The following is a 17,392-nucleotide window of genomic DNA, read 5'->3' as shown; positions in this document are numbered from 1 at the left end:
CGCGACGTTCGCATCACCGAACGCCGCCGCCCCACTCACGTGGGACGGCGGCGTTCGTCGTTTCCGACCATGAACCAGGGCGCTCAGCCGAGTCCGGCCAGCGACTCGGCGACCAGCGCACGAACCGGGCCTGAGGCGCGTTCGCGGTCGGCGTCGACGAGGCCGATGCGCGTGCGTCGATCGAGCACGTCGTCGGCGTCGAAGGCCCCTTCGGCGCGCACGGCGAACTCGATCTCGGCGCGCGTCACGTCGAGGCCGGGTGCGACCCGTGCGCTCGGCTCGTCGCATGCGGCGAGTTCGAGCACGACAGACGCCTCGGCGCCGAACCGCGACGCGAGCGCGGAGGCGCGCCCGACGGACTCCCGCCGTGCGCCGGCATCCGACGTCGCGCCCCGATCGGGGCCTGTCGCCTCGGCGAACCGGACCTCGGATCCGACGGCCCCGACGAGGGGAAGCGTCGCGGTGCGGCATCCGGGGTCGGGCAGTCCGGCGTGCCGGCAGGCGAGGTCGACGGCGTCGCGGGCCATCGCCCGGTAGGTCGTCAGCTTGCCGCCGAGCACGTTCACGAGGCCGAGCTCCGAGACGCCGACGTGATGCCGGCGCGAGAGGTCGGCGGTCGAGCCGTCGCCGCCCGTGTCGATCAGGGGTCGCAGGCCCGCATACGCGCCGAGCACGTCGCCGCGCCCGAGCGGGCGTTCGAGCACGGTCGACACCGTGCGCAGCAGGAAGTCGACCTCGTCGGGAGACGGTCGGGGCACGTCGGGCACCGGCCCCGGGGCATCCTCGTCGGTGAGGCCGACGACGACGCGGCCGAGCTGCTGCGGCAGCGCGAAGACGAAGCGGCTGATCGAACCCGGGTGCGGCACGGTGAGTGCGGCCGTCGGGTGGCCGAGCGCTGCGGCATCGAGCACCAGGTGGGTGCCGCGGCTCGGTCGCAACCGGATGCCGGGGTCGAGGTCGCCGGCCCAGACTCCGGCCGCGTTCACCACGACCCGCGCGTCGATCCGCATCGTGCCGCCCTCGAGCACGTCGGTGAGCGTCGCGCCCCCGCCGTCGGCGTCGGCGACCCGCACCCGGGTCAGCACGGTGGCCCCGTAGGCGGCGGCCGTTCGGGCGAGGGCGACCACGAGGCGCGCGTCGTCGACGAGCTGTCCGTCGTGCGCGAGCATGCCGCCGCGAAGGCCCTCGCGGCGGAGCGCGGGCACCAGGCGCAGCGCTTCGTCGCGGCCGACCCGGCGCGGGTGGGCGAGCACCTCCCCGGGGGTCCGGGCGAGCATCCGCAACCCGTCGCCCAGTCTCATGCCGGCGGCGCCCGCGAGGCGCTGCCGCGTCGACAGCACGGGCGTGAACGGGAGGAGCTGCGGCAGGCTCCGCACGAGGTGCGGGGCGATGCGGGTCATCAGCAGGTGGCGTTCGCCGGCGCTCTCGCGGGCGACGGCGATGTCGCCCGTCGCGAGGTAGCGCAGCCCGCCGTGCACGAGTTTCGAGCTCCACCTGCTGGTGCCGAAGGCGAGGTCGTGCGCCTCGGCGAGCACGACCGAGAGACCGCGGCTGGCGGCATCCAGTGCGACGCCCGCTCCGGTGACGCCGCCGCCGATGACGAGCACGTCGATGGGGCCGACGTGTTCCGCGAGGGCGTCGAGCTCGCGCGCGCGGCGCGCGGCGTTCAGTGCCGAGGAGTGGGTCGGTGCTGCCGGGTCTCCTGTGACGGTGTTGGTCGGGGACGAAGGGGTGGTCAGGGACGGAGATGTCCGTCGAGTGCGTGCCAAAGTTCAGTGCTCCAATGCGGCTCGTCGATGAGGGCGGAGACGGTGTCGTACGAGAGGATCGCCGACTGGGCGATGAGCAGGAGCATGACCGCGAGGTCGCTCGGGGCGCCGGGGCGCACGGTGCCGCCCCGCTGGGCGTTCGCGATCGCCGAGGCGAGCCAGGTCAGGATGACCCGCTGGCTCGAGCCGATGCGCTGGAGCGTGTAGCGGGTGAAGACCTCGGGTTCGCGTTCGAGCAGCCGACCGTAGAGCGGGTCGGTGCGGAACAGCTCGGAGAAGCGCAGCACGTCGCGCACGATCTCGTCGCGCGAGTGCGCCGGATCGGGGAACTGCTCGATGAGCGACACGGTCGCGCGGTGCAGGGCGGCGCGCACGATCTCGTCGGCGCTCGCCCATCGGCGGTAGACGGTCGGACGACTGACGCCGGCGTTGCGGGCGACCTCGGCGACGGTGACCCCGTCGACCCCGCGGACGGCGATGAGCTCGACGGCAGCGTCGAGCATGCGCGTCTCGGCCTCGTTCCACGAGGGGCGGTCGAGCTCTGCTGCTTGACGATCTTCCATGATGTGTCACACTGTAACGCATGGTCGACGAAGACGGCACCGCCCCCTCGGCAACGACGCCGGGCGAAGAGACATCCGCGGCGCCGATGCGCTGGAACGGCTGGGGCGACCCCGCCAGGGCGAAGGAACTGCCGCTCGCCGTTCGCACGCTGCTGCCGATGCTGCTCGGACGCGTGCCGAAGCCGGCCCCGCCCGCCGCGATCGACGAGGTCGTGCTCGAGCCGTCGCGGCTCGACGAGGCCGACCGCGCAGCCCTCGCGGCCACCGTCGGCGAGGCGCACGTCGCCATCGACGACCAGTCGCGACTGCGCCACGCGGGCGGCAGGTCGACGCCCGACCTGCTGCGGCGCCGTGCCCACCGTCAGGCGACCCCCGACGCCGTCGTCTCGCCGGCCGACCACACCCAGGTGCTCGCCGTGCTCGGGCTCGCGAGCGGCTCCGGCATCGCCGTCGTGCCCTTCGGCGGCGGTACCAGCGTCGTCGGCGGCCTCGACCCCGAACGCGGTGCGCACCACGCCGTCATCGCCCTCGATCTCGCCCGGCTCTCGGGGCTCGTCTCGCTCGACGCCACCAGCGGCGAGGCCGTGCTCGGCGCAGGCACCACCGGTCCGGAGGCCGAGCGCCTGCTCGGCGCGCACGGCCACGAACTCGGCCACTTCCCGCAGAGCTTCCGGTACGCGACCATCGGCGGCTTCGCCGCCGCTCGTTCCTCTGGGCAGAACTCGGCGGGCAACGGCCGGTTCGACGCCATGGTCACGGGCCTCCGGGTGGCGACCCCGACCGGTGACCTCGATCTCGGGCGCGCCCCGGGATCGGCCGCAGGGCCCGACCTGATGCGCCTCTTCCTCGGCTCGGAGGGTGCGTTCGGCGTCATCACCGAGGTGCGGGTTCGCGTGCACCCCGTGCCCGCGACGCAGGTCGCCGAGGCGTGGAGCTTCCCCGACTTCGCCGCGGGCGCGGAGGCGCTGCGACAGGTCGCTCAGGTCGGTGCGGGGCCCACCGTCATCCGGCTCTCCGACGAGGCCGAGACCGGCGTCTCGCTCGCGCAGGTCGGGCGCATCGGCAAGGCGCTCGCCAAGGGCGCGAGCGCCGTCACCGTCTTCGAAGGCGAGCCCGACCTCGTCGCCGAGCGGCACGCGCGCACGGCCGAGGTGCTGCGCGCCGCCGGCGGCACCTCGACCGGCGCCGCGGCCGCCGAGGAGTGGGTGCACGGCCGCTTCAACGCGCCGTACCTGCGCGACGCGCTGCTCGACCACGGCGTGTTCTGCGAGACCCTCGAGACGGCGACCACCTGGTCGAACCTCGAACGGCTGAAGCGCGACGTGACGGCCGCGATCGCCGACGGGTTCGCCGCGCAGGGCGCGAAGTCGCTCGTGCTCTGCCACGTCTCGCACATCTACTCCACGGGCGCCGCGCTCTACTTCACGATCCTCGCGGGGGTGAAGGGCGAGCAGCTCGCCGCGTGGGAGCCCGTGAAGGCGGGCGTCAACGACGTCATCATGGCGGGCGGCGGCACCATCAGCCACCACCACGGCGTCGGCCGCGACCATGCGCCATGGCTCGAGCGGGAGATCGGACCCGTCGGTGTCCGGCTGCTCGGCGCGGTCAAGGACGAACTCGATCCGAACGGCATCATGAACCCGGGCGCGCTCGTCGCGGCGCGTGCGACCGCCGCGGTGTCGGCGCCCGAACCCGGGAGTCGCTGAGATGGCCGGGCACATCGTCGTGCTCGTGAACCCGACCTCTGGCCGCGGCCGCGGTGCCGAGTCCGCCGACCGCGCCGTCGCCAGGCTCGGCGAGCTCGTCGGCGAGGCCCGTGTGCGCGTGCTCGAGGGCGGCACCGTCGAGGACACCCGTCGGCTCGCGCGCGAGGCCGTCGCGTCGCATCCGCGTGCGCTCGTCGTCGTCGGCGGCGACGGAACCCTCTCGTCGGTGCTCGACGCGGTCGTCGGTTCCGGCGTGCCGATCGCGCTCGTCCCCGCCGGCACCGGCAACGATCTCGCCCGCGCGCTCGGCCTGCCGTTCGAGCGCGCTCGCGACTCGGCCGACGCGGTCGGCGACGCGGCAGCCGAGGCCGCCGAGCTCGCGGTGCGCGGCCGGCCCCGGGCGATCGACGTCGGCGAGGTCGAGTCCGCGTCGGGCACCCGGCGGTTCCTCACCGTCGCGGCCCTCGGATTCGACGCGCTCGTGAGCGAGCGCACGAACCGGTTGCGCTGGCCCAGGGGGCGCGCCCGCTACTACCTGGCCCTGCTCGTCGAGCTCGCGCGGCTGCGGCCCATGCCCTTCGAGTACGGCCTCGACGGCGGCGAGGTGCGCGCCGCGCCCGGCACGCTCATCGCGATCGGCAGCACGCGCAGCTACGGCGGCGGCATGCCCGTGTGCCCTGGCGCACGGCCGGACGACGGACTGCTGGATGTCACGCACGTCGCGCCGCTGGGTCGCGCCAAGCTCGTGCGGCTCTTCCCGCTGCTGCTGCGCGGCGCGCACGTCGACCGGCCGGAGGTCACGACGGCCAGGGCCCGATCGGTCGAGGTCGATGCCCCTGAGCTCGTCGTCTACGCCGACGGCGAGCGGGTCGGATCGGGTCGTGCCCTGATCCGGGTACTGCCGGGGGCACTGACCGTGCTCGTGCCCGCCGCGAGCGAGTCGCACTCGTTCGCCGACGCCGACCGCGAGGCATCCGCATGACCGCCCTCGCATTCGACCACGACGTCGTCATCGTCGGCTCGGGCTTCGGCGGATCCGTCGCGGCCCTGCGGCTCGCGACCAAGGGCTACCGCGTGCACGTCTACGAAGCCGGCCGTCGGTTCGCCGACGACGACTTCGCCAAGACCTCGTGGAACCTGCGCCGCTACCTGTGGGCGCCGGCGATCGGATGCTACGGGGTGCAGCGCATCCACCGGCTCCCGCACGTCATGATCCTCGCCGGGGCGGGCGTCGGCGGCGGCTCGTTGAACTACGCGAACACCCTCTACGAACCCGGTCCGGCGTTCTTCGCCGACCCGCAGTGGGCGGCGCTCGCCGACTGGGATGCCGAGCTCGCGCCGCACTACGCCACCGCGAAGCGCATGCTCGGCGTCGTCGCGCGGTACCCGCACGATGGCCCCGTCGAGCGGATCATGGCCGGCGCGGCGAACGATCTCGGGGTCGGCGACAGCTTCCGCCGCGCACCCGTCGGCGTCTACTTCGGCACGCCGGGCGAGACCGTCGCCGACCCCTTCTTCGGCGGCGACGGCCCCGACCGCACCGGCTGCACGCTCTGCGGCAACTGCATGGTCGGATGTCGCGTCGGCGCCAAGAACACGCTCGCGAAGAACTACCTGCCGCTCGCCGAACGCCTCGGCGCGAGCATCGAACCGCTCCGCACCGTGACCGAGGTCCGGGCGCTCGACGGCGGCGGCTTCGCCGTCACGAGCGTGCGCACGGGCGCGAGGATGCGCCCGGATCGGCGGACGGTCACGGCCGAGCAGGTCGTGCTCGCCGCGGGCACCTGGGGAACGCAGCAGCTGCTGCACCGCATGAAGGACTCGGGGGCGCTGCCCGGCATCTCCGACGCGGTCGGCCGGCTCACCCGCACGAACTCCGAGGCGCTCGACGGCGCCGTCGCCGTCTCCGTGCCGGAGGGGCTCGGCCTCGCCCGCGGCATCGCGATCACGACCTCGTTCCACGTCGACGAGCGCACCCACGTCGAGAACGTGCGCTACGGCCCGGGATCCAACCTCATGGGTGCCCTCGCGAGCGGCCTCGTGCCCGGCGGGCGGCCCCTGCTCGCCCGACTCGGAGCGCTGCTCGGCAGTGCGCTGCGGCATCCGATCACGACGCTCCGCCTGAGCTCGCTCCGGCGGTGGAGCGAACGCGGCATCATCGCGCTCGTCATGCAGACCGTCGACAACTCGTTGACGCTCTCGCTGAAGCGCAGCTTCGGGCGCCGTGTGCTCACGAGCGCGCAGGGGGAGGGCGAGCCGAACCCGAGCCACCTGCCCGGCGCGCACCTCGCCGCGCAGGCGATCGCGGCGCGCATGCAGGCGGCGGGCGGTGTGCCGGCGGCGGCGCGGGGGTCATGGCCTGAAGTGTTCGGCATCCCGATGACGGCGCACTTCCTCGGTGGCGCCGTCGTCTCCGGGTCGCCCGAGCAGGGCGTCGTCGACCCCTACCATCGCGTCTGGGGGCACCCGGGGCTGCACGTCGTCGACGGTGCGGCCGTGCCCGCGAACCCGGGCGTGAACCCCTCCCTCACGATCACCGCGATGGCCGAGCGGGCCCTCTCGCACTGGCCGCGACGGGGCGGCGCCGACGAGCGCCCGATCCAGGCCGTGCTCGCCGATCGGCAGGACTGAGTCGAGCGGATGTCGCGCGCAGCGCGAGCCGCGGTGCGGTCATCGCCGACCGCATCACGCGGGCGGTGCGGTCAGCGCCCGCCCGCGGCATCCGCTTCGAGGTGATCGCGCCAGGAGTGCGCGGGTTCGAAGCCGAGCAGGCGACGCGCCTTGTCGATCGAGAGCAGCGTCTCGTTGGTGCCGAGGTCGCCGCGCACCTCGACGCCCGGGAACACCTCGGCGACGAGCTCGGCGTTCGGCCGCGTCATGACGGTGTCGGCTGCGGCGATGATGAACCGGTCGAATCCCGGGCGTGCCGTGGCCAGCGCGCGGCTCACGGCCTGGGCGCCGTCCCGGGCGTCGATGTAGCCCCAGAGGTTCCACTTGCGCAGGGTCGCGTCGGCGTCGAAGGCGGGGAACGCGGTGTAGTCGTCGGGGTCCATGACGTTCGAGAAGCGCAGCGCCGTGATCGAGAGCTCGGGGTTCCACCGCACGAGCTCGATCGCCATCGTCTCCTCGAGGTGCTTCACGAGCGAGTACGTCGACTCGGGGCGCGCCGGGTACTCCTCGTCGACGGGGATGTACGGCGGCGGCACGTCGAACGGCAGGCCGAGCACGGTCTCGCTCGAGGCCGTGACGATGCGGGTGATGCCGAGGCGCTTGGCCGCCTGGAAGACGTTGAAGGAGGCGAGCATGTTGTTGTGGAAGGTCGCCACGTCGCTCAGGAGCCCGGGCGCGGGCACCGCGGCGAGGTGCACGATCGCGTCGGTGCCGGTGTGCTGGTCGTCGACGCCCGCGATGGCGTCGATCACCTGCCCGTAGTCGGTCAGGTCGACGCGCACGAGCGTTCCGCGCTCGCCGTGCTGGTCGAGGTTCACGACCTCGTGGCCCTCGTCGCGGAGTGTCGCGACGACCGTGCGGCCGAGTTTTCCGGATCCTCCGGTGACGATGATGCGCATCGGAACAGTCTTGCAGCCGGGAAACGAGCCAACGAAGCTAGACGATAGATTCCATTTCTGGAATATGTCGAGCATATTTTCTCAGCGTGTTCACATGCTCAGGCCATAGCGTTCGACGCATCTTCAGCGGGCATTCGCCCGTGACCCACGGCTGGGAAGTCGACGACCAGCTGGGACCCCCATCATCACTCACGCCGATTCCCTCGGTGCGATTCGGGCCACCAAGCCTCGCACCGGCTCCCTTGACGTCACCCGCAGCTTCACCGCCCTCTCGCGGGTCGTTCGCGAGTCCGGTCTGCTGGCCCGCACCCGCTGGTTCTACGCCGCACTCGTGACCACGCTCTCGCTCGCCCTCGGCGGGGTGATCACCGGGTTCATCCTGCTCGGCGACTCGTGGTTCCAGCTGCTCATGGCCGGAGCCCTCGGCCTGATCCTCACGCAGTTCGCCTTCCTCGCCCACGAGGCCTCGCACCGTCAGGTGCTCGAGTCGGGCCCGGCCAACGACCGGGTCGGCCGCATCCTCGCCGCCGGCGTGGTCGGCATCAGCTACGCGTGGTGGATGACGAAGCACACGCGTCACCACGCGAACCCGAACAAGATCGGCAAGGACCCCGACATCGAGTGGGACACGATCTCGTTCACCGAGACCGATGCCGCCAAGCAGAAGGGCCTGCTCGCCGCGATCACGCGCAAGCAGGGCTACCTGTTCTTCCCGCTCCTCACGCTCGAGGGCCTGAACCTGCACGCTCGTTCGCTCACCACGCTCATGGAGCGCCGCCCGGTCAAGGGACGCTGGATCGAGCTCAGCCTCATCGCCGTGCACTTCATCGTCTACTTCGGCGCCCTGTTCTGGGTGCTGCCGCTCGGCATGGCGTTCGCGTTCATCGGCGTGCAGATGGCCGTCTTCGGCGTCTACATGGGTGCGTCGTTCGCGCCGAACCACAAGGGCATGGCGCTGATCCCGGCCGATTCGAAGCTCGACTTCTTCTCGAAGCAGGTGCTCACCTCGCGCAACATCTCGGGCGGGCTGTGGGCCAGCGCCCTGCTCGGCGGGCTCAACTACCAGGTCGAGCACCACCTGTTCCCGAACATGCCGCGCCCGCACCTCGCCAAGGCGCGCGAGATCGTGCGCGAGCACTGCGCGACCCTCGGCGTCCCCTACACCGAGACCACGCTCGTGCAGTCGTACGGCATCGTCATCCGCTACCTCAACCAGGTCGGCCTCTCGGCCCGCGACCCGTTCGACTGCCCGATGGTGAACCAATTCCGTCGGGTGTGACACCCTAGAACCTCCGGTTGTGGATTTCGCGACCGGAACCCGCACGGCCTCGCCGTGCACACCGCACCCGCTTCGGCGGGGCGGAACGAATGAAGGAATACAACATGGCTACCGGAACCGTCAAGTGGTTCAACGCCGACAAGGGCTTCGGCTTCATCGCTCCCGACGACGGCTCGGCCGATGTCTTCGCGCACTTCAGCGCGATCGCGTCGGACGGCTACCGTTCGCTCGACGAGAACCAGAAGGTCGAGTTCGACACCGCCCAGGGACCCAAGGGCCCGCAGGCCGAGAACATCCGCGTCATCGGATAGTTCTCCGTCACGCTGATCGGCGCCCCGCGCCGGTCGACGAGCGGATGCCGCGGTCGCCCGCCTCCTCGTGAGGCGTGCGCCGAGGCATCCGCTCGTCGTCGTTTCGCCGGTGCGCCCTCGAGCGAGACGGTGCGGACCGGGGCGCGACCCTGCCGGCCGGCGCGGATCTGGGCGTCCTCGGAGCTTCGCTGCCTAGGCTCGGCCAGGACCCCTTGCAACCGCGAACGAGGAGCCCCCACCCATGCAGTGCCCCAACGACGGAGCCGTGCTCGTGATGAGCGAGCGCAGCGGCATCGAGATCGACTACTGCCCGACCTGCCGCGGCGTGTGGCTGGACCGAGGCGAGCTCGACAAGATCATCGAGCGCGCCGCGAACGACAGCGGTGCAGCACCGACCGCGCCCGCCCCGGCCCAGCCGGCGTACCGGCAGCCCGCCCCGCCGGCCTATCAGCCGCCGTCGCAGCCGCAGTACGGCCAGCCCGCCTCCGGCCAGCCGCCGTACGACAACCGCGGTCAGGACAATCGCGGGTACGACAACCGTGGCTACGACAACCGCGGCTACGGCGACCAGGGCTACCGCAAGAAGAAGAAGGACAACTGGTTGTCCGACCTCTTCGACTGACGCGGGGCGCCCAACGCTCAGCGACGGCCGGAACGACGAACGACGGATGCCGCGGCGCGGCGCTCATCTCGAGCGCGGTGCCGCGGCATCCGTCGTCCGTCGCCGGCTTCGACGTCGGGGGCGGCCCTGCCCGGTCGGCCCTCAGCGGGCGGCGAGCGCGGCGAGCACTCGCGCGGCGACCGAGGCGCTGGACTGCGGGTTCTGGCCGGTGATGAGGTTGCCGTCGACTACGACGTGGTCGCTCCACGGGGCCGCCGAGTCGATGACGGCGCCGCGCTCGCGGAGGCGGCTCTCGACCCACCACGGCGTGTTCTCCCCCGTGCCGCCCGTGCGCTCCTCCTCGTCGGTGAAGACGGTGAGGCGGCGGCCGGCGAACGCGAACGAGCCGTCGGCGAGGTTCGCCGAGAGCAGGGCGGCCGGGCCGTGGCAGAACGGCGCGATGATCGTGCCGGCCTCGTTCGCGGCGACAAGCACCCGGCCGGTCGCGTCGTCGAACGCGAGGTCGCTCATGGGTCCGTGCCCGCCGGGCAGCACGACCGCCGCGTAGTCGGCCGCGTCGACGTCGGCGATCGCACGCGGGGTCGCGAGCTCGCCGGCGATCGCGTCGAGGTAGTCCGCGAACTCTCGGGCGCGCGACTCGCCGCCGGTCTGCGACGGGTCGAGGCTGCCCGCGTCGACGGACGGTGCGACGCCGCCGGGGGTCGCGATGGTCACGGCGTGGCCGGCCGCGACGAGCTCGCGGTGCGCGGTCACGAGCTCCTCGGCCCAGTAGCCGGTGGGGTGTTCGGTGCCGTCCTTGAGCGTGAGGCTCGTGGCGGCGGTGACGATCATCAGGATGTCGCTCATGGGATTCCGTTTCTGCGTGGTGGGTCTTCTGCGTGATGGCCGGCCGGCGGCCCGACGGCTCAGGCCGCGTGGAACTCGGCGGGGTGCGGCCCGGTGCGGCCGTCGCGCTCGAGCGCGTCGATCGCCGAGAGCTCCTCGGCCGAGAGCTCGAAGCCGAACACGTCGAAGTTCTCGGCGATGCGGCGGGGGGTGACCGACTTGGGGATCACGATGCGTCCCTGCTGCAGGTGCCAGCGCAGCACCACCTGTGCGGGCGTGCGCCCATGGCGGTCGGCGATCGCGACGACGGATGCCTCGCCGAGCACGGCGCCCTGCGCGAGCGGGCTCCACGCCTCGGTCGCGATGCCGTGTGCCGCGGCGGCGGCGACGACGCGGCGATTCGCCATGGCCGGGTGCAGCTCGACCTGGTTGACGGCGGGCACCACGCTGCTCGCCGCGATCAGTCGGTCGAGGTGCTCGGGCTCGAAGTTCGAGACGCCGATCGCACGTGTGCGGCCGTCGGCGAGCAGGCGCTCGAGCGCGCGCCACGTGTCGAGGTAGCGGTCGCGGTCGGGCGTCGGCCAGTGGATCAGGTACAGGTCGAGCTGCTCGAGGCCGAGCTTCGCGGCGCTCGCGTCGAACGCGCGAAGGGTCTCGTCGTAGCCCTGGTCGGAGTTCCAGACCTTCGTGGTGACGAACAGCTCGTCGCGCGCGATGCCCGAGGCGGCGAGGGCGCGGCCGACTCCGGCCTCGTTGCCGTAGACGGCGGCCGTGTCGATGCTGCGGTAGCCGACCTCGAGGGCCGTGGTCACGGCTGCGGCGGTCTCGTCGTCGGGCACCTGGAAGACGCCGAAGCCGAGCTGCGGCATCCGCACGCCGTTGTTCAGGGCGATGGTGGGGACGGTGGCGGTCATGGGTGTTCCTTTCGGGAGGGGTCGGGAGCGAGATCAGAGAGCGGATGTCGCGATGGCACCGGTCGTGGTCGTGACGCGGGTCGCGGCATCCGCTCGTTCGGCGGACGGCGCACCGGCGCGGGCGGTGGACCAGGCGACGACCATGACGAGGAGCGCGGCGGCGGTGATGATCGCGCCGACCCAGATGGGCGAGGTGTAGCCGAGGCCCGCCGAGATCGCGAGGCCGCCTGCGAACGCGCCGAGGGCGTTGCCGATGTTGAAGGCGGCGATGTTCGCGCCCGAGGCGAGCGTCGGCGCCTGGTCTGCGTACCGCATGACGCGGCTCTGCAGCGCGGGCACCGTGCCGAAGCCGAACCCGCCCATGAGCACGAGCAGCACGATGACGGCGACGGGGAGGGCCGCGAGCCAGCCGAGCATGGCCAGCACCACGACGAGGGTGGCGATGAAGCCGAGCAGCGTGCCGTCGATCGACCGGTCGGCGAGCTTGCCGCCGATCCAGTTGCCGACGACGAGGCCCGCGCCGAAGAGCACGAGCAGCCACGGCACGTCGGTCGCGGCGAACCCGCTGACCTCGGTGAGCGTGTACGCGATGTACGTGAACGCGCCGAACATGCCGCCGAAGCCGAGCACGGTGACGGTCAGCGAGAGCCAGACCTGGCCCGAGCGGAATGCGCCGAGCTCGCGGCGGAGGCTCGGGGCCGGCGCGGCGCCGTTCGCGCCGGCGATGTTCGTGCCGGCGGCCATGGTGCGGGTCGACGGCACGAGCGCGGCGATGCCGATGAGCGCCACCACCCCGATCGCCGAGATGACCCAGAACGTCGAGCGCCAGCCGTACTGCTGCCCGAGGAACGTGCCGAACGGCACGCCCAGCACGTTCGCGGCGGTGAGGCCGGTGAACATGATCGCGATGGCGCCGGCGCGCTTCGCGGGCGCGACGAGGTCGGCCGCGAGCACCGCGCCGATGCCGAAGAAGGCGCCGTGGCAGAGTGCGGCGATGATGCGCCCGGCCATCATGGCCTCGTACGTCGGGGCGAGCGCCGAGACGGCGTTGCCCGCGATGAACAGTCCGAGCAGGCCCATGAGCACGGGCTTGCGGGGGAGTCGGGTGGCGGCCGCCGTGAGGGCGATCGCCCCGACGGCCACGGCGAGGGCGTAGCCCGAGATGAACCAGCCGGCCGCGGCCTCGGTGACGCCGAAGTCGGCGGCGAGGTCGGGCAGCAGGCCCATGATCACGAACTCGGTCAGGCCGATGCCGAAGGCTCCGATCGCGAGGGCGAGCAGTCCGAGTGGCATGCGAGGTTCTCCTGTACACTGAGGGAAGTAGTTGCAAGCGCCGACTATTGCGAACGCAGGGTCAATAGTTGCACACGCAATTACCTAGCGCAAGCAACTACTTTTCCCGGGCGCGCCGAGACGGTGCTCGCGGGAGCCCCGACCGGGCGCCGAACGACGCCCGACCACACGCACCGCACGCCCGACCACACGCACCGCACGCGAGATCAGGAGACGACATGGGCATCGCCGACGACGCCGTCGAGGTGCGCGCGCACGGCTGGCGCACGCTCGCCGCACTGCACGGGCTGATCGAGAGCGAGCTCGAGCGGGCCCTCTCGGGCTCCGTCGACCTCTCGGTCGTCGAGTACACCGTGCTCGACGCGCTGAGCCGCCAGGACGGCTGGCACATGCGCATGCAGCAGCTCGCCCGCGCGACCGCGCTCAGCCCGAGTGCGACCACGAGACTCGTGAACCGGCTCGAGGATCGCGCGCTGCTCACCCGCGTGCTCTGCGCCGACGACCGGCGCGGCATCTACACCGAGCTCACGCACGCGGGCCGGGCGCTGTACGAGCGCGCGCGTCCGATCCACGACGAGACGCTCGAGCGCGTGCTCGCCGATGCGCAGGCGCAGCCCGAGCTCGCGCCCGTCGTCGACGCGCTGCACGCGATCGCGCCGCCGGTCGCCGCGGGCTGACGCTCGCGTGCTCGCCGCTAGGCTGCGGTGCCCGAGATGTTGACGAGCCAGCTCGCGCCGAAGCGGTCGAGCAGCATGCCGAACGCGTCACCCCATGGCGCGACCTCGAGCGGCTGCAGCACGGTCGCGCCGTCGGAGAGCCCGTTCCAGTAGCCCCGGATGACCGCGTCGTCATCGCCCGAGATCGACACCGAGACGCCCGAGATGCCGTGGTACTCCATGTGGGCCGGCACGTCGGCCGCCATGATCGTGAGCCCGTCGGCTCCATCGATCTGCCCGTGCATGACGAGGTCGGCGTCGGCGGGGCTCTCGGAGGCCTGGAAGTCGGCGAAGGTGCTGATGTTCAGGGTGCCGCCGAAGATCGCGTGGTAGAACTCGAGCGCCTCGCGGGCGGTGCCGCGGAAGTTGAGGTAGGGGTTCAGTGTGACGGGCATGGCGTGCTCCAGATCGTCATCGGTCGAGGGTTCGTCGTCGATTCTGCTCCGGATGCCGCGCTACCGCGAGGAATTCTCGAAGAACGCTTGACCCGCCCGTCGTACGGGCGTAGGTTGTAATCAATCAAACAGTTGATCAATGGAATGGTTGGTTAGACGAGATGATCCTCGACCCCGGTGCAGACGACCGGCTCGACCGCGCATTCATGGCGCTGGCCGACCCGGTGCGTCGCGGCATCGTCGCGAGGCTCAGCCGTGGTTCGGCCACGGTCAACGAACTCGCCGAACCGTTCCAGATCACGAAGCAGGCCGTGTCCAAGCACATCCAGGTGCTCGAAGCTGCGGGTCTCGTCACGCGAACGCGCGACGCGCAACGCCGCCCCGTGCACCTGGCGCCGGCCCAGCTCGAAGCCCTCACCGCGTGGATCGACCGCTACCGGCTGATCCACGAGCAGCGATTCCGTTCTCTCGACGCGCTGCTCGCCACCGACCGCGACGACGATCCCGCCGCCGCATCCGCACCGACCGGCCCCGAGGCCGGCCGCGCACGCAAGGCACAGGAATCATGACCACCACCACCAACCCCGTCACCATCACCGCCCCCGAGGGCCTGCCGTTCATCGACATCGTGCGCGAGTTCGACGCACCGGTGAGCGCCGTCTTCGAGGCGCACCGAGACCCCGAGCTCGTCAAGCGCTGGCTCGGCCCGAACGGCTACGACATGCAGGTCGAGCGCTGGGACTTCGTGTCGCAGGGCGGCTACCGCTACGTGCACGTCGATCCGGCGGGCGAGGCCTACGGCTTCAACGGCACCTTCCACACGGTGCGCGAGAACGAGTTCGCCATCCAGACGTTCGAGTTCGAGGGCTTCCCCGACGTCGTCGCGATCGAGTCGATGGCCTTCGAAGACCTCGGCGACGGGCGCACGCGCCTGCGCATCCACTCGACGTACCCGAGCGTCGAGTCCCGCGACGGCATGGTCGCGTCGAACATGGAGCAGGGGCTGACCGAGGGCTACCAGCGCCTCGACGGCCTGCTGGGCTGAGGAGCGGCGCCATGGACTGGACCCTCGAAGTCGTCATCGTGCCCGTCGCCGACCTCGACCGCTCGATCGCCTTCTACCGCGACCAGGTCGGATTCGACCTCGACCACGACACCCGCACCGAGCAGGTGCACATCGCGCAGCTGACCCCGCGCGGCTCCGGCTGCTCGATCGTCATCGGCAACCTGCCCGCGCAGAACGAGATGGCGCCGGGCTCGTTGCGCGGCCTGCAGCTCGTCGTCGCCGATGCCGAGGCCGCGCGCGCCGAGCTCATCGAACGGGGCATCGACGCGAGCCCGATCACCGTGTTCGACGAGCGCGACGGCGGCACGTTCTTCGGCTTCAGCGACCCCGACGGCAACACCTGGGCCGTGCAGCAGCTCAAGGCACGGGCGGCGAGACCGCTCATCCCGCTCGACGCGCGGCAGCGCTTCGGCGCCGAGCAGGAGCAGCCGGAGCCCGCGCAGCAGCCCTGACCAGAGCCGTCGAGCGAGCGGATGCCGCGGCGCGCGCCCATCGTACGAGGGCGGCCCGCGGCATCCGCTCGTCCGATGCGCTGCGGCACTTCCCCCGCTGCCCGGCGGCACCGCCGCCCGACGTCCGGCGCAGTGCGCCCGGTCGTACGTGGGACGATCGAGGCATGACCAGCGCGCCCGAGATCCTCCGCTACGCCGCCTTCGCCGACCAGCCGACGGGCGGCAATCCGGCCGGGGTCGTGCTCGACGCGTCGGGTCTCGACGACGCGCAGATGCAGCGCATCGCCGCCGTGGTCGACTACGCCGAGACCGCGTTCGTCACCGGGCGCGACGGCGACGCGTACGTCGTGCGCTACTTCTCGCCGATCGCCGAGGTGCCGTTCTGCGGACATGCGACGGTCGCGACCGCCGTCGCGCTCGCCGAGCGTTCGACCGCGCTCGCCGGGCGTTCGAGGGAGGGCGATGCCCGAGCCGGGTCGTTGCGGTTCCGCACGCCGGTCGGGCCGATCGAGATCGCCACCGAGCAGGGGCCCGACGGCATCACGGCCGCGTTCACGAGCATCGACACCGACCTCGCCGAGTTCGAGCCCGCGACGCTCGCCCGGGTGCTGGGGCTCCTCGGACTCGAGGCGTCGGCGCTCTCGAGCGAGTTGCCGCCGCGCCTCGCCTTCGCGGGCAACTGGCACCCCGTGCTCGTGCTCGCCGACGCGCCGGCCTTCGACGGCTTCGGGTTCGACCCGGCCGACGTGCGCGCGCTCATGGACGAGCAGGGCTGGCCCGCGACCATCACGGTGCTGCACCCCATCGCGCAGACGGCTGCCGCGAGCCCGCGCCGCTTCGAGGCGCGCAACCTGTTCCCGGTCGGCCGCATCACCGAGGACCCCGCGACGGGGTCGGCCGCGGCCGCCGTCGGAGGCTACCTGCGCGCGCTCGGCGCGGTCGCCGCCCCGGCGCGCATCGTCATCGAGCAGGGGCGCCACGTCGGACGCCCCGGCGAGCTCACGGTCGACATCCCCGTGAGCGGCGGCATCACGGTGAGCGGGCGCGCCGTGCCGATTCCGGCACCCGCGGACTGAGCGCACGCCGCGACGACGGGAACGAGCGGTCACATCCGTTCGGGGGCATTGCGTCGAGCGTGCCGGACGACGATCATGAACCGGGGGGATTTGCATGGGACGACAAGCACGCGCGACCTGGATCGACGACGACGGGTCTGCCGCCGTCACGCTCCACCTCGAAGCAGGGGGACTCCAGGTCTCGGGTGAGCGTCGAGCCCGTCTGCCGAGGGCGGCACTCTCGCAGGTGGAGGCGACCGACGGCGTCGTCTCGTTCGTCGCGCAGGGCGACACGTACCGGTTCCGGCTGGGCGCTGCCGCGCCGGCCTGGGCCCACGCACTCGTCGCGGCTCCGCCCACGCTCGCCGAGAAGCTCGGCATCGCCGCGGGTCGCACGGTCGCCGTGCGCGGCGAACTGCCGGTCGCCGAACTCGAGGACGCGCTCGCCGGTGCCACGCGCGTGGCGCCGTTCGAGGCCGAGCTCGTCGTCGTGGTCGTGCGCGATCAGGGCGAGCTGGCCTCGCTGCCCGTCTGGTTCCGCGAGTGCGGCGTCGCTTCGCCCGTGTGGATCGTGCACGGCAAGGGCCGGCGCACGACGGCGCCCGGTGACAACGCCGTTCGCAGCGCGCTCCGCGACAACGGGTGGCGCGACACCAAGGTCAGCGCGATCGCCGACGCCTGGTCGGCCACGCGGTTCCATCCGGCCAAGGCCTCCTGAGGCGCCTGCTCCTGCGCCTGCACCTGCGCGCGAGCTCTCCGCCGCCGTGTCGGCCCTCGTCGTCGCCGAGCGGATGCCGCGGCGCGGCGTAGGCTCGGAAGGCGACCGCATCGACGGCTCGCACGACGGCCGCACGCGC

19 protein-coding genes are annotated in these 17,392 nt (G+C 72.3%); 12 read left to right on the top strand and 7 right to left on the bottom strand.

Annotated elements, in window-relative coordinates; translation table 11 throughout:
* Positions 1 to 83: 83 nt before the first annotated feature.
* Together ATC03_RS16255 and ATC03_RS16250 are read right to left on the bottom strand one after the other, a co-directional pair.
* Positions 84 to 1,607, bottom strand: coding sequence for a glycerol-3-phosphate dehydrogenase/oxidase (locus ATC03_RS16255; protein WP_232338872.1), 1,524 nt, complete (start codon positions 1,605 to 1,607; stop codon positions 84 to 86).
* A 128-nt stretch (positions 1,608 to 1,735) separates the two neighbouring features.
* Positions 1,736 to 2,332 (bottom strand): TetR/AcrR family transcriptional regulator, encoded by a 597-nt coding sequence (locus tag ATC03_RS16250; protein ID WP_067879366.1) that lies wholly within the window; start codon positions 2,330 to 2,332, stop codon positions 1,736 to 1,738.
* Positions 2,333 to 2,352: 20 nt separating this feature from the next.
* Between ATC03_RS16250 and ATC03_RS16245 the strand changes: the two genes are divergently transcribed.
* Genes ATC03_RS16245 through ATC03_RS16235 form a run of 3 tightly spaced genes read left to right on the top strand, consistent with a single transcriptional unit; the run spans position 2,353 to position 6,669 of the window.
* Entirely contained in the window at positions 2,353 to 4,038 is a 1,686-nt protein-coding gene (locus tag ATC03_RS16245) for an FAD-binding oxidoreductase (RefSeq protein ID WP_227820134.1), read from the top strand.
* Position 4,039: 1 nt separating this feature from the next.
* Positions 4,040 to 5,020, top strand: a complete 981-nt coding sequence (locus ATC03_RS16240; protein ID WP_067879364.1) for a diacylglycerol kinase family protein — start codon at positions 4,040 to 4,042, stop codon at positions 5,018 to 5,020.
* Complete coding sequence (locus tag ATC03_RS16235; RefSeq protein ID WP_067879361.1) at positions 5,017 to 6,669, top strand: GMC oxidoreductase; 1,653 nt, start codon at positions 5,017 to 5,019, stop codon at positions 6,667 to 6,669. The genes ATC03_RS16240 and ATC03_RS16235 overlap by 4 nt, the downstream gene beginning before the upstream one ends.
* Positions 6,670 to 6,740: 71 nt before the next feature.
* Here the strand turns inward: ATC03_RS16235 and ATC03_RS16230 are convergent, their stop codons facing one another.
* Positions 6,741 to 7,607, bottom strand: a complete 867-nt coding sequence (locus tag ATC03_RS16230) for an NAD-dependent epimerase/dehydratase family protein (RefSeq protein ID WP_067879357.1) — start codon at positions 7,605 to 7,607, stop codon at positions 6,741 to 6,743.
* 211 nt (positions 7,608 to 7,818) lie between these two features.
* On the opposite strand from ATC03_RS16230, the gene ATC03_RS16225 reads away from it, so the two are divergent.
* The 3 genes from ATC03_RS16225 to ATC03_RS16215 all read left to right on the top strand — a co-directional run bounded on the left by ATC03_RS16225 (position 7,819) and on the right by ATC03_RS16215 (position 9,819).
* Entirely contained in the window at positions 7,819 to 8,886 is a 1,068-nt protein-coding gene (locus ATC03_RS16225) for a fatty acid desaturase family protein (protein WP_067879354.1), read from the top strand.
* Positions 8,887 to 8,990: 104 nt separating this feature from the next.
* On the top strand, positions 8,991 to 9,197 hold the full coding sequence (locus tag ATC03_RS16220) for a cold-shock protein (RefSeq protein WP_067879351.1): 207 nt from the start codon (positions 8,991 to 8,993) through the stop codon (positions 9,195 to 9,197).
* A gap of 241 nt (positions 9,198 to 9,438) precedes the next feature.
* Positions 9,439 to 9,819, top strand: coding sequence for a TFIIB-type zinc ribbon-containing protein (locus ATC03_RS16215; RefSeq protein WP_067879348.1), 381 nt, complete (start codon positions 9,439 to 9,441; stop codon positions 9,817 to 9,819).
* A 141-nt stretch (positions 9,820 to 9,960) separates the two neighbouring features.
* Here the strand turns inward: ATC03_RS16215 and ATC03_RS16210 are convergent, their stop codons facing one another.
* The 3 genes from ATC03_RS16210 to ATC03_RS16200 are packed head-to-tail and all read right to left on the bottom strand — an operon-like array spanning position 9,961 to position 12,851.
* Complete coding sequence (locus ATC03_RS16210; RefSeq protein ID WP_067879345.1) at positions 9,961 to 10,665, bottom strand: type 1 glutamine amidotransferase domain-containing protein; 705 nt, start codon at positions 10,663 to 10,665, stop codon at positions 9,961 to 9,963.
* Positions 10,666 to 10,724: 59 nt separating this feature from the next.
* Complete coding sequence (locus ATC03_RS16205; RefSeq protein WP_067879342.1) at positions 10,725 to 11,558, bottom strand: aldo/keto reductase; 834 nt, start codon at positions 11,556 to 11,558, stop codon at positions 10,725 to 10,727.
* Positions 11,559 to 11,591: 33 nt separating this feature from the next.
* Complete coding sequence (locus ATC03_RS16200) at positions 11,592 to 12,851, bottom strand: MFS transporter (protein ID WP_067879339.1); 1,260 nt, start codon at positions 12,849 to 12,851, stop codon at positions 11,592 to 11,594.
* 218 nt (positions 12,852 to 13,069) lie between these two features.
* On the opposite strand from ATC03_RS16200, the gene ATC03_RS16195 reads away from it, so the two are divergent.
* Positions 13,070 to 13,528 (top strand): MarR family winged helix-turn-helix transcriptional regulator, encoded by a 459-nt coding sequence (locus tag ATC03_RS16195; protein ID WP_067879335.1) that lies wholly within the window; start codon positions 13,070 to 13,072, stop codon positions 13,526 to 13,528.
* A gap of 17 nt (positions 13,529 to 13,545) precedes the next feature.
* Here the strand turns inward: ATC03_RS16195 and ATC03_RS16190 are convergent, their stop codons facing one another.
* Positions 13,546 to 13,962, bottom strand: coding sequence for a VOC family protein (locus tag ATC03_RS16190; protein WP_067879332.1), 417 nt, complete (start codon positions 13,960 to 13,962; stop codon positions 13,546 to 13,548).
* Positions 13,963 to 14,123: 161 nt separating this feature from the next.
* On the opposite strand from ATC03_RS16190, the gene ATC03_RS16185 reads away from it, so the two are divergent.
* From ATC03_RS16185 to ATC03_RS16165, 5 genes are all read left to right on the top strand, one after another.
* Positions 14,124 to 14,531 (top strand): ArsR/SmtB family transcription factor, encoded by a 408-nt coding sequence (locus tag ATC03_RS16185; protein ID WP_067879329.1) that lies wholly within the window; start codon positions 14,124 to 14,126, stop codon positions 14,529 to 14,531.
* Complete coding sequence (locus ATC03_RS16180) at positions 14,528 to 15,007, top strand: SRPBCC family protein (RefSeq protein WP_067879327.1); 480 nt, start codon at positions 14,528 to 14,530, stop codon at positions 15,005 to 15,007. The genes ATC03_RS16185 and ATC03_RS16180 overlap by 4 nt, the downstream gene beginning before the upstream one ends.
* 11 nt (positions 15,008 to 15,018) lie before the next feature.
* Positions 15,019 to 15,480 carry a VOC family protein gene (locus tag ATC03_RS16175; RefSeq protein ID WP_067879325.1) on the top strand — a complete coding sequence of 154 codons (462 nt, stop codon included), beginning with the start codon at positions 15,019 to 15,021 and terminating at the stop codon, positions 15,478 to 15,480.
* A gap of 164 nt (positions 15,481 to 15,644) precedes the next feature.
* Positions 15,645 to 16,556 carry a PhzF family phenazine biosynthesis protein gene (locus ATC03_RS16170; protein WP_067879322.1) on the top strand — a complete coding sequence of 304 codons (912 nt, stop codon included), beginning with the start codon at positions 15,645 to 15,647 and terminating at the stop codon, positions 16,554 to 16,556.
* 94 nt (positions 16,557 to 16,650) lie between these two features.
* Positions 16,651 to 17,253, top strand: a complete 603-nt coding sequence (locus ATC03_RS16165) for a hypothetical protein (protein ID WP_067879319.1) — start codon at positions 16,651 to 16,653, stop codon at positions 17,251 to 17,253.
* Positions 17,254 to 17,392 lie beyond the last annotated feature (139 nt).

The sequence above is a fragment of the Agromyces aureus genome, assembly GCF_001660485.1.
GTDB classification, from domain to species: domain Bacteria; phylum Actinomycetota; class Actinomycetes; order Actinomycetales; family Microbacteriaceae; genus Agromyces; species Agromyces aureus.
Note: the sequence above shows the minus strand (reverse complement) of the source record. Positions and strands in the feature narration are given on the sequence as shown.